14 protein-coding genes are annotated in these 13,869 nt (G+C 42.0%); all 14 read left to right on the top strand.

Annotated features, from left to right (window positions below; translation table 11 throughout):
• The first annotated feature begins 7 nt into the window (after positions 1–7).
• The 14 genes from NBC122_RS09560 to NBC122_RS09615 all read left to right on the top strand — a co-directional run bounded on the left by NBC122_RS09560 (position 8) and on the right by NBC122_RS09615 (position 13,798).
• Positions 8–517, top strand: coding sequence for a hypothetical protein (locus NBC122_RS09560; protein ID WP_133440156.1), 510 nt, complete (start codon positions 8–10; stop codon positions 515–517).
• Position 518: 1 nt separating this feature from the next.
• On the top strand, positions 519–1,154 hold the full coding sequence (locus NBC122_RS09565) for a DUF6759 domain-containing protein (protein ID WP_133440157.1): 636 nt from the start codon (positions 519–521) through the stop codon (positions 1,152–1,154).
• A 148-nt stretch (positions 1,155–1,302) separates the two neighbouring features.
• Positions 1,303–2,205, top strand: a complete 903-nt coding sequence (locus NBC122_RS09570) for a helix-turn-helix domain-containing protein (RefSeq protein WP_133440158.1) — start codon at positions 1,303–1,305, stop codon at positions 2,203–2,205.
• A gap of 288 nt (positions 2,206–2,493) precedes the next feature.
• Positions 2,494–3,330 carry a hypothetical protein gene (locus NBC122_RS09575; RefSeq protein WP_133440159.1) on the top strand — a complete coding sequence of 279 codons (837 nt, stop codon included), beginning with the start codon at positions 2,494–2,496 and terminating at the stop codon, positions 3,328–3,330.
• 163 nt (positions 3,331–3,493) lie between these two features.
• Positions 3,494–4,930, top strand: coding sequence for a leucyl aminopeptidase family protein (locus NBC122_RS09580; RefSeq protein WP_133440160.1), 1,437 nt, complete (start codon positions 3,494–3,496; stop codon positions 4,928–4,930).
• 338 nt (positions 4,931–5,268) lie between these two features.
• Positions 5,269–5,499, top strand: a complete 231-nt coding sequence (locus NBC122_RS14580) for a hypothetical protein (protein ID WP_246012317.1) — start codon at positions 5,269–5,271, stop codon at positions 5,497–5,499.
• Positions 5,454–5,687 (top strand): hypothetical protein, encoded by a 234-nt coding sequence (locus tag NBC122_RS14585; RefSeq protein ID WP_246012319.1) that lies wholly within the window; start codon positions 5,454–5,456, stop codon positions 5,685–5,687. Before NBC122_RS14580 ends, NBC122_RS14585 begins: the two co-directional genes overlap by 46 nt.
• On the top strand, positions 5,666–6,022 hold the full coding sequence (locus tag NBC122_RS14590) for a DUF3570 domain-containing protein (protein WP_246012321.1): 357 nt from the start codon (positions 5,666–5,668) through the stop codon (positions 6,020–6,022). The genes NBC122_RS14585 and NBC122_RS14590 overlap by 22 nt, the downstream gene beginning before the upstream one ends.
• A 136-nt stretch (positions 6,023–6,158) precedes the next feature.
• Entirely contained in the window at positions 6,159–7,871 is a 1,713-nt protein-coding gene (locus NBC122_RS09590) for a histidine kinase dimerization/phosphoacceptor domain -containing protein (RefSeq protein ID WP_133440161.1), read from the top strand.
• A complete protein-coding gene (locus tag NBC122_RS09595; protein WP_133440162.1) occupies positions 7,872–8,537 on the top strand; it encodes a LytR/AlgR family response regulator transcription factor in 666 nt (221 codons plus the stop codon).
• Between the two features lie 573 nt (positions 8,538–9,110).
• Positions 9,111–11,078, top strand: coding sequence for a heavy metal translocating P-type ATPase (locus NBC122_RS09600; RefSeq protein ID WP_133440163.1), 1,968 nt, complete (start codon positions 9,111–9,113; stop codon positions 11,076–11,078).
• Between the two features lie 161 nt (positions 11,079–11,239).
• Positions 11,240–11,953 carry a 3-ketoacyl-ACP reductase gene (locus NBC122_RS09605; protein ID WP_133440164.1) on the top strand — a complete coding sequence of 238 codons (714 nt, stop codon included), beginning with the start codon at positions 11,240–11,242 and terminating at the stop codon, positions 11,951–11,953.
• Positions 11,954–12,035: 82 nt separating this feature from the next.
• The gene (locus NBC122_RS09610; protein WP_133440165.1) at positions 12,036–12,809 is read left to right on the top strand and encodes a glucose 1-dehydrogenase; all 774 of its coding nucleotides are present in this window, start codon (positions 12,036–12,038) and stop codon (positions 12,807–12,809) included.
• 419 nt (positions 12,810–13,228) lie between these two features.
• On the top strand, positions 13,229–13,798 hold the full coding sequence (locus NBC122_RS09615) for a glycerophosphodiester phosphodiesterase (protein WP_246012323.1): 570 nt from the start codon (positions 13,229–13,231) through the stop codon (positions 13,796–13,798).
• The last annotated feature ends 71 nt before the right edge of the window (positions 13,799–13,869 follow it).

Consider the following 13,869-nt stretch of genomic DNA (forward strand, 5'->3'; position numbering starts at 1 on the left):
TTTACTTATGAATACTTTAAAAATTTTTTCAATTTTACTATTCTCCTTTATTTCTTTTGCGGGATGTATAATTATTGCACGTAAGGTCCTCAAAGGAAAAAAGGGTGGGGAGGTGATGTTAAATAATGAGTTTATAAAAACATCTGCTATATTTATTGCGGTTAGCATAATTCTTAATCTACTTTTTCAAAAAGTTATTTATCTATACGATTTGATTGGGAAATATTTAAGCGATGATGACCTTATCAAAATTATAAGTATTGGAAAATTTAATTATGGTTTTAGTAAAGAATTGCTAAAGGTATCTTCAACCTACATGGCGTTGGGATTTGTATGGATATTTATCATAAGTCTTTTTTCAAGTCTCATTGCTCAGAAGTTTCTAGAGAAGAATACACTTAATTATAAAATTTTTGAAGGTATTATTCTTATCTGCTTTGCTGTGGCATTTTATTCTGTTTTAAGTTTTATTCTTGACAATTTTTATATCGTTTTAGAAATGCCTACAATAAATTAATATGAAAAAAACTTTAATATTTGCTGTAGTTTTAATTTTTCTTACAGGATGCTATAAAATCGAGAGCAATGTATCAACAGTAGATTCATCAGATTCTCTTATGTCTAGTTTGGATTCTGCTACTGTAGTTTATGATGTTGACTCAAGTCTTCTTGATTCTGAAACTGTTAATGGAGATATTAATAATAATCCAGCGGATTCCATTAAAATTAGTCTAATCACTTACGATGATGCATTAGCAGTAAATACGTCTGAAGGATGGCGAAAATTTCTAAAAGATAATCCTGGATATAAGAACAAAGAGGAAATTAATGAAAAAATAATTCGAGCTGAAGTAAATGAAATTACTAATGATAAAAATACTGGTGAAATGCCATCAGCTGAAAAAATAGGAAATACAAAAACTTCAAAATCAAAAATGATAATTGAAAACGATACATCTTGTGACTTGACTATTCGATATAGTGGTCCTGATGCTAAACGAATAACGATAGCTCCCAATTCAAAAGGAACAGTTGATTTAGGAAGTGGTAACTACACCGTTGCAGCTTCTGCTTGTGGCTACAACTATGCAGGTTCTGAAGCTTTGTCTGGTAATTATTCTGTGGTATATTACATTTCAACTGTTCGGTATTAAATTAAAATTGCTTCCCCACCTCCTCCCCACATTTATAGAAAATGGATGGAATTGAAAAGAACTATACTTTATTACTGTATCCGTCTAATCAATCCGATTTTAAAGGGTTTGTAGGATTTGTAAAAATTTCAGACAATGATTAACATCAGTGTGGAGTAGGCAAAATTTCTCTTTTAAATGCAAATGGGTGTCCGTAATTTATTATTACAAAGGCAATAACGCTGTGATGCAAAACCGCAAAGATGAAGGGGTGAGTTATTTTAAAAAGATGGATTCGGTTTTTCAGCGCCACCATTTTATATTTCCTGAACTGCAGCACGGCTACCATTACCTTATCCGTGAAGCCGGTCAAAGGTTAAACTTCCGCGATCTTACTTCTTATATGGATGCATTAAGAGCGGCTGAAACGGTGAACCACGAAGACTGGCATCACCTGTACGCACGGTTCCGATTGGCCAGCATCACGGATGATCATCAAAATACTGCTGACCGGTATCGGACAGTCCTTTTTGGTGTTATATTTATTTCACTTATTTTGGCAGGCTACCTTCTTGATGATTATCTGGAAAAACCGCCGGTCGTACTCTTGGCAGGTGGCAGCCTCAGCACGGAAGATTTGGAAACGGAACCTAAAGCACCAAAGAGAACACCTGCCCTCACCCCAGAAATCCGCCAAACCATCCGGAATAACCTCCGGAAATTTGAAGAAGACAAAGCGTTTTTAGCACCGAACCTTAGCCTTAAAAAGGTGGCACAGGGGGCAGGCGTCAATGCCAATTATCTGTCGCGGTATCTTAACAGCGAAAAAGGAATGAGTATCAGCCGCTATCTCGCAGAGTTGCGCATTGCCTATATTGCCGGGATGATGGCTGAAGATCCTGCAGTAGCGAATCGGTCGGCTGAACAGTTGTGTGCTTTATGTGGAATTGCCTCGCCTTCGAACATGCGGCATCTTTTTTACATCATTTATGGCATGCCGCTGTCGCAGTACCAGAAGCAGTGCCGAGAGAAGTTTGCCGGAGAAATGGGCGGGAATGAGGGTACTTCCTGAAACCCGCTGGCATTCCTTCAAGGGGTTTGCAACTGTATTTAAAATGACAGCGGTTCGTTACCTCTTTTTCTATGGGTAAGAAGTGCTTTAATAACAACCTCTTATGTATTTATTGAGGGTGCGTTTAGCTCATGTTAAGTAGCAAAATCACCTGATCATTCCAATCACCTGCGAAAGTTTTCGTAAATTTCGCTGCATTAAATGGAGGTTTTAAAAAATCGCTTTCAAGGGTCTTTTATTAATTCCAGTTTAACTGCACTTCAATTTTAACCAACAAATTCTGCTATAATGATCGATAAAAACTTTTACCTCGAAAACCTTTCTGCTTTTGATATTCTCATCGAAGATGAGGACCGCAAACAGGCAGAAGCAGTTATTTTTCGTGTTTTCAGCATGCTGCAACGGGATAAAATCTGGCTCCGCGACGTCGCCACGGAAGAGGAGATCTTTGAAGAAGACGCTGAGTTTTTGGAAGAGGTGGAAGAAGAACTCAGGGAACTCGATGAAAAATATGAATTCCGTTTCGATGAGTTTTACAGATTGGTTCAGCAGGAGATGAAAAAAATCCAGTCAAAGTCAAACGCAGATCCTAAAGAGGAGGATCACTCAGACCAAGACGAATATGAGGATGAGGACGATGATCTCTTTTCCGAAGAAGATGACGGTTTTGATGATGATGATCTTTACGAAGAAGATAAAGACGAAGATGACGATGACGATGACGATGAAGATGATCAGGATGAATTCAGTCATCTTTCGGATGAAGAACTGGATCTGATAGAAGATTTTATTCTTGCAAGTGCAAAAACAAGATTCAATTTTCCGCAGTTTGTCCAGGATTTCCCGGAGGGAGATGCAATTTTTGTCGAAGGGGAATTTCTTTTACCCCTCATCGCCGGAAAAGCCTTCGGTGAAACCGATACCGAAATTGCCGGAAAAATGCTTTCGTCTTTCATGATGCTGGGTTATCAGATAGAAATGAATGAACTCCTCCAAATGATTCAGGACAAAGGAAAAGAACTGGGAGCGGAGATTTTGGCCTTTAAAATTGCAGCCGATTCCCTGCAGCAGGGCGCACATCCGAGAGATATCGTTCGGCAGCTCGAGCAGTTATCAGGCAGATAGTAGTGGTTGCAGGGAAGAGCTTCTCAGTCGGTAAAGTAATTTCCGGCCGGGACATGCCCGGAACGTGCGCTGTAGATTCTCCAGCGGCAGTTCATGAACTGGAATCACGAAAATGGTGACCAATCACTTCACCACCTTTAAAAAATAAAAAATAAAATAAAAAATGACAGAACATTATTTAAATGCAACGTTAGTATCGTACGCTAAAAAAGATCATCTTGCTGCGGGTAGCAGTCCGGTACACCTTATTGTCAGTCAAACTGATGAGGTGTCAAATCAATATCCAAAATCAGTTGCTGAATCGGTTAAAGACGCCTTTGAAAAAAAAAAGAACAAAGTAATCATCACTAACGGCGAGGTACAGCAATTCCTGATTACGCTTCCAAAGACTGACCTGGAAAGTCTAAGACTTGCAGGCGCTTCCGTTTTTCAGGCCTTGAAAGAGGTGAACAGCAAAGACGTGAATATTGATGAGGTTAGTGGTTTGACTGAACTTCAACGGTTTGCTTTTTTAGAAGGATTGCTTTTGAGCAGTTACCGTTTTTCTAAATATAAAAAAGAAAAAACAGCTTTTGAGATTAAAATTTTATGTTCTTCGCACTTTATCGATAAAAAGTCGCTGACCGAATTACAGAAAATTGCAGAAGCCGTATCATTAACCAAAACCATGGTGAATGAACCGCCTCAGTTTATGGATGCGCTGAGATTCTCCGAATACGCCACAGAAGCGGGCAAGAAATTTGGTTTTCAAACCGAAATACTGGGGAAAGAAGAAATCGCAAAATTGGGCATGGGCGGAATTCTGGCCGTCAACAGAGGATCTTCTGTACCTCCTACCTTCACTGTTTTTCATTACAAGCCGGAAAATGCGGTGAATGAAAAACCTTTGGTTTTAGTAGGAAAAGGAGTCACTTTTGATACCGGTGGATATTCCATCAAAGTGGGCGGCAATATGACCTCCATGAAATCGGATATGGCTGGTGGTGCCGCAGTTTTGGGAATTATTTCTGCCGCCGCAGCGAATAAATTACCGTACCGGATCATCGGTTTGGTTCCGGCAACCGACAATAAAATCTCTTCTGACGCTTTGGTGGTCGATGATATCATCACCATGATGGACGGCACCACCGTAGAAGTACAGAATACCGATGCCGAAGGACGTTTGGTTTTGGCCGATGCGCTAACCTATGCAAAACGTTTTGATCCTGAATTGGTGGTTGATATGGCGACCTTGACCGGCGCTTCGGTTGCGATCACAGGGTCATTCGGAATTGCAATGGCAGGAAATAACCAGGATTTCATGGAACAATTGAAAGTGTCCGGGGAAGAGACTTACGAAAGACTGATCCAGCTGCCGTTCTGGACAGAATTCGAAGAGCTGCTGAAATCGGATATTGCCGATTTGAAAAATATTGGAGGGCCCATCGGTGGCGCGACAACCGCCGGAAAATTCCTGGAACATTTTACCGATTACCCGTGGATCCATTTGGATATCGCCGGAGCATCGTTCGTCAATGACGCAAAAGGCTACCGACAAAGTGGTGGTACGGGCGTTGCTGTAAGATTGTTATATCAGTTCATTAAAAGTAAATGCATGTAAGAGTTAAACGATGTTAGCTGCCCGTTAATGCCTGTTAAATTGATAAGTATTTCTATTTTTAACAAATAAGTTGATGATCATCAGAAAGCAGTAGAGCACATGAGCTGGAAAATCAAAAATTTTCCAGCTCATGTGCTCTTTTTTTAATGAAAGCATTTAAAACTAATAGGACTGATGGGTTAAAATATATTAAAGTAAGCACTGCATCTTTAAGTTTTTTTAAACCACAAAGGCACAAAGCTTTTATTCTGCTTGCCTTTGCTCAATGAAATCGAAGATTCGACCAAGTCAGACGCCCTTGCGTCCGTAATTGATCATTATACTTCTGCATTTTGGATATGATTGATCTGAAAGCCAATTCATCCGCTTCTCATGCAGATACCAGAATTTATCCTTCACTGGGATGGAGCCGCGAGAATGAAGCCAAAGGAAGTACAATAATGGGGGCGTTTCTTTTTCTGCAGAATTTGATTACCAATCGATCGGTGCTAATATTGGTATTGCACAAAAAACACCCAATAGGATGGGAGAGTTCTTCGCCAGGTTTCTGGCATGTCTGGATCAGGTGATATTAATAACCCCAATTGAGTTGCGCTCCGGAAATACAGGAGGTAGAGACCATGAGCATTATGGAAATAGCGGTAGAAATACCTTTGTGCTTTTGCTGTCTTATTCGCAAATCATCAATAAGAATTTTCAGGTTGAATTGTTAGCAGACAAAGTGCAGCAGACAAAGTGCAGCAAACAGGATTTTTAAGCTTGCCTTTTCACCGTGTTTATTTTACAGACGGCTCTGTTCATCAGGAAAATTTACCTGATAAGCGGTTTAAGATTCCGTTGGGCATGAGAGCCAATTGTTTCCTGGGAGATCAAATTATTTTAAGAACCTCTTACCGGTATTATACCGATGACTGGGGATTAAAATCGAACACGGTGAGTATCGAAACCCCGGTGAAAATTTCGCCTTTTGCTTCGGTAAGTCCTTTTTACAGATTCTACTCACAAACCGGTACCCCAAAATCTCCTGGGTCATTTATTCCACTCCAAAAGAAGGTTTATGCTTTGTTGCCTTTTTGTTTTCGATATAAGTGAAGATGAATTCCTCGTCACTTCCTCCACACGAGGTTTTTATGAGATAAAATAAAATTCCCTTATATTTGAGCGTATTATCAACAGCCATTTTCTCAGTGACCGCCGCAGATGTGGCCGTTGCAGACCAGTAATTACAATGACAAAACCTTATTTTCTTTTTTCTGTCTTAGGTGCGGTGTTCCTTTGTGTATGTGCGGCGCCGCAGTTGAGTGCGCAATACAGCATGGATCTGAATTATTCACGCGATCTTATCAAGAAAAATAAAATCGATTCCGCCATTCTGATACTGAATGCCGGGATTAAAAAATCAGCAAATGCTACAGAAAAAGGCTTGGCCTATCTACAGCTCGGAAGTACGTACAAACAGGAACAGCAATATGCCCGAGCGCTCGCGGCGTACCGTAGCGCCCTGCAGCTGTTTAAAACGCAAAAGGCAACCCCCGGAATCTTTCTTACCTACACAGGGATTGCCGAACTGTACCGGTATCAACGGCTGTACCGCGATGCCGAAGAGTACCTGAAACTGTGCGAAGACCTGCTGAAAAGGGAAAAAATCCCCGATGCGTACCTGATGAAATTCTACAGCCGCAAAGCCGCGCTTTTTTCTGAATACCACCAAAAGCCCGACAGTGCCCTCATCTATTCCGAAAAGGCAATGATCCTTGCGCATAAAACGGAAGACCGCGACGTATTGATGCAGTCGCTGATGGAGATTTCAGGTATTTATGTACGCAAGCACGACTATGCACAGGCGATAAAACTGTCGGCCGAAGTGGTGGCGCTTGCTCAAAAGGACGGCAATGTGCAGCTGCAGTGCGATGCACTCGTCAATCTGTGCCGGAACCTTAATCTGAATGAGGAGTACAGCAAATCTATCAGAACTTCCCTGGAGGCGTTTGAGTTTGCGAAAAAAAATAAAAAAACCTTTAACCAGCTGCTGTTCGCTGACAACCTGCAGGTGGCCTATTCTAAAATAAACGACTACCGCAACGCCCATAAATACCTTAGAATTCGGCTCGACCTTACGGAAGATTTCTACAACAAACTGCACGACCAAAAAGTACTGGAGTACGAAAAAAAGTTCCGGCTCGCTGAGAAACAGAATCAGATAGACGATAACCACAAACTGCTGCTGCTGAAAGAAGAAGAACTGAAAAGGCAGGAGCTCATCCGGTATTTTATTCTGCTCATGATGCTTGCGGCGGTGTTACTTACAGGCGTTCTGCTGTACAACACGCGCCTCATCCGCAAGAAAAATACCGCACTGCGGCTGGCCTCTGAGGAAAATGAACTGCTCGTGTCGGAAACCCATCACCGCATCAATAACAACCTGCAACTCATCAGCATCCTTATTCAGAATGAGCTTAAGAAAAATCCGGCTCTTGATGCGTTCAGCCGCCGCAGGATTACGGCAAATATCGATTCTCTGGGTGTTCTGCACCGGCATCTGTATCAAAACGCCACTGGCAAAAGCCTCGACCTCCATGCGTATCTAAAGGACATCTGGGAGAATGCGGAGGTGCTTTTTGAAGCGAACGGCATCACGAACCGCTTCGAGGTGGCGCATACCGTGCTCCCCGAAATGCAGGCGATGTATTTCGGGTTGCTCGTCACCGAACTGTGCATGAATTCGCTGAAACACGCTTTCACGCAGGAGAACCATAAAAATATTGCACTGCTCATCACGTCCACCGACAATGGGCTCTCTTTCTGTTACACGGACAACGGAAAAGGAACCGCGGAAATCCCGAAACTTCAGCTGGTGGATAAACTCTGCCGCCAACTCCGCGTGCAGTACCAACTTGACACCACCAATGGGTTCCAAATTAATTTTGACATGAACATTTAAATGCAGCATCTCAACATCCTTATCGTAGAAGACGAAATTCTCATCGCAGATTTCATCAGAGACCTCCTCGAAGAATCGGGGTATCGGTCGGTGTTTATGGCGCATACTGCAGCAGAGGCCCGCGACAAAATGCAGCAGGTACAACCAGACCTCATTTTAATGGACCTTAATCTTGAAGGCGGGTTTGAAGGAATCACGCTGAGTCAGCAAAAAAATGAAGACGCGGCAGTCATTTTCATTACGGGGCAAAGCGACGGTGCGACGATCGAAAAAGCACTGGCGACATCACCCGAGTCGTATCTTACGAAGCCGATCCGTAAGATCGAACTCTTGACGGCGCTGAAAATTGCCACCAACAAAAAGAAGAAGCACTATATCTTTGTGAAAGACGGTTACCACGATGTGAAGCTGGTTTTCGAAGATATGCTGTACGTGAAAGCGGACCGGAACTATCTCGATATCATGATGGTCGGCGACCGCAAGATCACGATCAGAAATACGCTGTCTGAATTCTGTAAAGAACTGCCCGTTTTCTTTAAGCAGATTCACCGTTCCGTTGTCGTCAACAGCCAATATGTCAACCGGATTTCGTCGGATGAGGTGGCTGTTCAGGAGACCGTTCTGCCTCTGTCGCGCAATTTTAGAAAGAATTTCGTCATCCCGTAAGTGTTTAACGGGGGATTCTGCTGTTCGGCCTATAAAGTTCTGCATTTCGTCCCAGTAATTGTGTCCGTTAAGCGGTAATTTTTACTTTTGCACCACCAAACAAAAGAACAAGGATGGAAAAGAAAAAATTCCTGTGTTCACCGAGTTAATGTTTGGAGGAATTCATTTTCTGAAACTGAACATACAAAAAGAAACCGCTTTTCCGGAGCATCAATATCAGGAGCTGAACGGTGTATCGCGAAACCGCTTTTTCAGGCGACCGATTTCTTTTTACCGTATAACACCAATGATGAAGAGGAGTGGAATATGCTTTTCACAAGAAGCAACACAAATGATGAAAAGGAGCGGAAACCATGGTTTTCGCTCCTTTTTTTTAATAATCCATATATCTACTGAAAAATCTGCGAACAGCCGATGTGCAGCGCAGAAATCTCTTTTATGCAAACGTTTCCCGCAATGTTCAGAATTGCGGAGGTTCGGCATTTTGCTGAAAGAATCTGCGAAAATTGCCTCGAAAGTTTGCAATAGCATTGCATTTGCTATACTGCTACTTTTGCAATAAAATAATTAGATATGGAGGAATGCTGCAGTACACAACCGAAAAAACAACCGAAAAAACAACCGACTCACCCGGAACACGAAGGCCACGATCACGATCACTCGCATGATACGGGCGATAAAACGGTCTTTCAGCTTTTTCTTCCAGCGATCCTTTCTTTCGTCTTTTTGCTTCTCGGAATTACGTTCGATTACTGGCTGAAACTGGATTGGTTTTCCGGCTGGATTCGCCTGGTTTGGTATCTTATCGCCTATATTCCTGTCGGATTTCCGGTCTTAAAAGAAGCTTTTCAAAGCATCATTCATGGCGTTGTTTTTTCGGAATTTTTCTTAATGGGAATCGCAACGGTGGGTGCTTTTTCGATCGGTGAATATCCGGAAGGTGTTGCCGTAATGCTTTTTTATTCCGTGGGCGAAATTTTTCAGGCTATGGCAGTAACCAAGGCGAAATCCAATATTAAAGCCTTACTCGATCAAAGACCCGATGAGGTGACGGTAATCACGTCGGGTAAACCTCAAACCGTTAAAGCTGGAAAAGTCAATATCGGTGAAATTATTCAATTGAAATCCGGGGAAAAATTAGGTCTGGATGGCGAATTACTTTCCGAAAAAGCCTCCTTTAACACCGCAGCTTTGACAGGTGAAAGTAAACCTGCTACCAAAATAAAAGGGGAAAAAGTCCTGGCCGGAATGATCAACCTCAACACGGTAAGTCAGATCAAAGTAACTGCGGCTTACGAAGACAGCAAGTTGAGTAAGATCCTGAAAATGGTGCAGAATGCCACCGCGCAGAAAGCTCCTACCGAATTATTCATTCGCAAATTTGCGAAAGTTTATACGCCGATCGTTGTTTTTCTCGCGCTTGGAATTACGCTTTTACCTTACTTTTTCGTCGCTGATTATTTATTTCGGGACTGGCTTTACAGAGCGCTTGTTTTCTTGGTGATTTCCTGTCCGTGTGCTTTGGTGATCTCCATTCCACTTGGTTATTTCGGAGGAATCGGGGCTGGAAGCAGAAACGGAATTTTAATTAAAGGCAGTAATTTTTTAGATCTCCTTGCCAATATTCAAAACGTGGTGATGGATAAAACCGGTACCATGACAGAAGGGGTTTTCAAAGTGCAGGAAGTTCATTTTCAACCGGAATTTAATCAGGAAGAAATTTTAAGTATGGTCAATGCTTTGGAAAGTCAAAGTACACATCCGATCGCCACTGCGATTCATGATTTTGTGGGCGAATCCGATCATTCGATCCTTTTGGAAAATGTAGAAGAAATTGCAGGTCAGGGTTTAAAAGCCACCATCAAAGGAAAAGAACTGTTGGTGGGGAATTTCAAACTGTTGGATCAGTTCAGTATTCCGTACGACTTCAATCACGCCAATATTGTTTATACCCTTGTTGCGATTGCCTATGATCAAAAATTCGTGGGTTATCTTACCATTGCCGATGTCATCAAAGAAGATGCACTGTTAACCATTCAAAAGTTAAAAGCTTTAGGCGTGAAAACGACCATGCTGAGTGGCGACAAAACCGCTGTGGTAAAAGAGGTCGCAGCACAATTAGGAATCGCAGATGCTTTCGGAGATTTGCTTCCGGAGGATAAAGTGAATAAACTCAAAGAAATTAAAGCGCTGAAACAAAGTGTCGCTTTCGTCGGCGATGGCGTCAATGATGCGCCGGTTGTCGCGCTGAGCGATGTCGGAATTGCCATGGGTGGACTTGGAAGTGATGCCACGATTGAAACTGCAGATATCGTGATTCAGGACGATCAACCCAGCAAAATTCCCATGGCGATCAATATTGGAAAACAAACGAAAAAAATTGTGTGGCAGAATATCGGTTTAGCCTTTGCGGTAAAAGCCGTGGTTTTGGTTCTCGGTGCAGGTGGTTTAGCGACGATGTGGGAAGCTGTTTTTGCTGATGTCGGCGTTGCTTTGCTGGCGATTTTAAATGCCGTGCGTATTCAGAGAATGACTTTTTAACTTTTTACAGTGATTCTCTTCAGTGATTTTTAATGTTGTTCTGGACTAAAAAATAACAGTCTACTACGACTAACGAACGTGTTAATAAAAGTTAAGTGGAAGTGATCACTGCTTAAATAAAGTCGTATTCCTTAAATTTGTAGCATCAAAAAATAATTGAAATGAATCTAAAAGGAAAAAGCGCCATCGTTACCGGTGGTGGAAGAGGTCTAGGAAAAGCCGTGGCTTTGATATTGGCGAAAGAAGGAGTGAATATCGGTATTACCGGTAGAAATGAAGAAAATCTTAAAGCAACAGTTGAAGAATTGAAGGGCTTAGGCGTTCAGGCTGCTTATGCAATATTCAGCATGGATAAAGAAGCTGCCGTACAGGCAGGTATTGCGGCCTTGGCAAAAGATCTGGGTGGTGTTGATATTCTGATCAACAACGCAGGAATCGGTGACTTCGGAAGCATCGAAGAAATGTCTTCTGAAACGTGGGAACAGGTCATTAAAACCAACCTTTTCGGCGTGTATTATGCAGCAAAAGCGGTGTACCCATTCCTGAAAGAAAAAGGAGCGGGCGATATTGTGAATGTAGCGTCAACTGCCGGTTTGAAAGGCGGACCGAACATGTCAGCATATGCCGCTTCAAAAGCAGCAGTCGTATCTTTATCACAATCGATGATGGCAGAATGGAGAAAACAGAATATCCGCGTGATTACATTGACGCCAAGCACCATCGCCTCCGATATGTCGATTCAGGGTGGGCTGACCGACGGAAATCCAGAAACGGTTTTGCAGCCGGAAGATTTTGCAGAATGGGTTCGTGATATTTTAAAAATGAACAGAAGAGCACTCATTGCCAACGGTTCTATTTTCTCTACGAATCCTTAAGATTGAAAACTCGGTTCACCGCAAGAATTTAACTGAAATTTTTTGAAGAAATTCCTAAGAAATCATCCTAAAAAAAGAAATTATGAATCCCTCTGAATTATTTAATTTAAAAGGAAAAACCGCAATCGTTACCGGTGGCGCAAACGGCATCGGAAAAGCAACGGCCATGATTTTGGCCCAACACGGCGCCAATATTTCGATTGGCGATTTTAATCTTGAAGATGCCCAAAAGACGGCTAAAGAAATAGAAGCTTTGGGCGTCAAGGCTATTGCGGTTTCCTGTAATGTTCTCAAAGATGAAGATTTGGTGCATCTGGTGGAAACGACGGTGAAAGAATTAGGCGGCGTACACATCCTGATCAACAACGCAGGTGGCGGCGGTGGCGGACGTGAAAATCCATTTAAAATATCGGTGGAAGATATCAAAAGAGACTATGAGCTCAACGTTTTCAGTGGCTGGAGACTGTGCCAGTTGGTTGTTCCGCACATGAAGAAAGACGGTTACGGATCCATCGTATTCACCACCTCAATGTCCAGCGTCAATAAAAGCCCTAATATGAGCGGTTACGGCGGATCTAAAGCTGCCGTCAATCATACGGTTGCGAATTTAGCACACGATTTCGGTCCGGAAGTCCGCATCAATGCGGTTGGTCCGGGAGCGACGAGAACCGCTGCTCTGGAAAGTGTGCTGACCCCGGAAATAGAAAAAGTAATGTTGGCCCACACGCCGGTCAAACGGTTGGGAACAGCTGATGATATCGCCGGAGCGATGCTTTATTTTGCCTCTCCAATTTCAGAATGGGTGAGTGGCCAGACTATTTTCGTGAATGGTGGTGGCGAACAGACTTTGGAATAATGACTGGATGATCAGGTTGTTTCGATGGCTTTCTGATCATTCTTAAAACAAATGACTTTGTTTTATATTTCAAACAAACCTCGCATAATTGCCGGACGTTTATTTGTTTTTGCTGCCTTTTTTGAAATGCAGAAAACAGTGCTGTAATTCATGATTCTTTTAAATGAAATCTTTGTCCCTTCACAACGGGATTAAAAATTTTCATGATGATTAAAGAGGGATACCTCTTATTATACAACAAAAGTGGGTTTTGCCCGCTTTTGTTTTTTAGTATTAAATTTGTTGCGCATGCAGACACCAACTCAGATCATCGCACACCGGGGATATTGGCAGACAGAACCTCCAACTTCAGAAAATTCCCTTCAATCCTTAGAAAATGCTAAGGATTAAATATTTATGGGACAGAGTTCGACGTTAGGATGTCAAAAGACGGGGTGCTGATTATCTACCATGACGAACATTACGACTCGCTGGAAATTTCAGAAACCCGCTTTGCAGATTTGGCGAAACTGAAATTAAAAAACGGTGAGAACATTCCAACATTAAAGGATTTTTTAGAGAAAGGGAAAAAAAATCCATCCCTAAAACTCGTCATCGAACTGAAACCGATGAATTCCAAACTTCGGGAAAATGAGCTGGTACAGAAAGTCGTTCAAATGGTTAAAACTTTTCAAATGGAATCGCAGTGTGAATTTATTTCATTCAGTCTGAATATTTGTGAACAGCTAAAAAAAGAGGAACCAACTTTTAAAGTAAAATACCTGAACGGAGACCTTTCGCCTTTAGAAATTAAACAAAGAGGTTTTGACGGTTTCAGTTATCATTATTCAGTTTTTATTACAAATCCAGGCTGGATTTCGCAGGCTAAAATGTTGGGATTAATAACGAATTCATGGACGGTCAATGATATTGCAGTATTCGAAAAACTAAAAACGCAGGGAATTGATTTTGTTACGACTGACATTCCCGATCAGTTGCTCCATAAGTAAAACCGAAAGGGTTAGCGCCGGTTTAGAATTTGTTTTCGGCTAATGTTCTCTGTTTTATGCTGAAAAAATGA

The organism is Chryseobacterium salivictor (assembly GCF_004359195.1).
Lineage (GTDB): Bacteria > Bacteroidota > Bacteroidia > Flavobacteriales > Weeksellaceae > Kaistella > Kaistella salivictor.

What these genes read in the sequence shown, in the direction of transcription:
- NBC122_RS09560 (WP_133440156.1), top strand. Translation starts at nt 8, where the DNA reads ATGAATACTTTAAAAATTTTTTCAATTTTACTATTCTCCTTTATTTCT.
- NBC122_RS09565 (WP_133440157.1), top strand. Translation starts at nt 519, where the DNA reads ATGAAAAAAACTTTAATATTTGCTGTAGTTTTAATTTTTCTTACAGGA.
- NBC122_RS09575 (WP_133440159.1), top strand. Translation starts at nt 2,494, where the DNA reads ATGATCGATAAAAACTTTTACCTCGAAAACCTTTCTGCTTTTGATATT.
- NBC122_RS09580 (WP_133440160.1), top strand. Translation starts at nt 3,494, where the DNA reads ATGACAGAACATTATTTAAATGCAACGTTAGTATCGTACGCTAAAAAA.
- NBC122_RS14580 (WP_246012317.1), top strand. Translation starts at nt 5,269, where the DNA reads ATGATTGATCTGAAAGCCAATTCATCCGCTTCTCATGCAGATACCAGA.
- NBC122_RS14585 (WP_246012319.1), top strand. Translation starts at nt 5,454, where the DNA reads ATGGGAGAGTTCTTCGCCAGGTTTCTGGCATGTCTGGATCAGGTGATA.
- NBC122_RS09590 (WP_133440161.1), top strand. Translation starts at nt 6,159, where the DNA reads ATGACAAAACCTTATTTTCTTTTTTCTGTCTTAGGTGCGGTGTTCCTT.
- NBC122_RS09595 (WP_133440162.1), top strand. Translation starts at nt 7,872, where the DNA reads ATGCAGCATCTCAACATCCTTATCGTAGAAGACGAAATTCTCATCGCA.
- NBC122_RS09600 (WP_133440163.1), top strand. Translation starts at nt 9,111, where the DNA reads ATGGAGGAATGCTGCAGTACACAACCGAAAAAACAACCGAAAAAACAA.
- NBC122_RS09605 (WP_133440164.1), top strand. Translation starts at nt 11,240, where the DNA reads ATGAATCTAAAAGGAAAAAGCGCCATCGTTACCGGTGGTGGAAGAGGT.
- NBC122_RS09610 (WP_133440165.1), top strand. Translation starts at nt 12,036, where the DNA reads ATGAATCCCTCTGAATTATTTAATTTAAAAGGAAAAACCGCAATCGTT.
- NBC122_RS09615 (WP_246012323.1), top strand. Translation starts at nt 13,229, where the DNA reads ATGTCAAAAGACGGGGTGCTGATTATCTACCATGACGAACATTACGAC.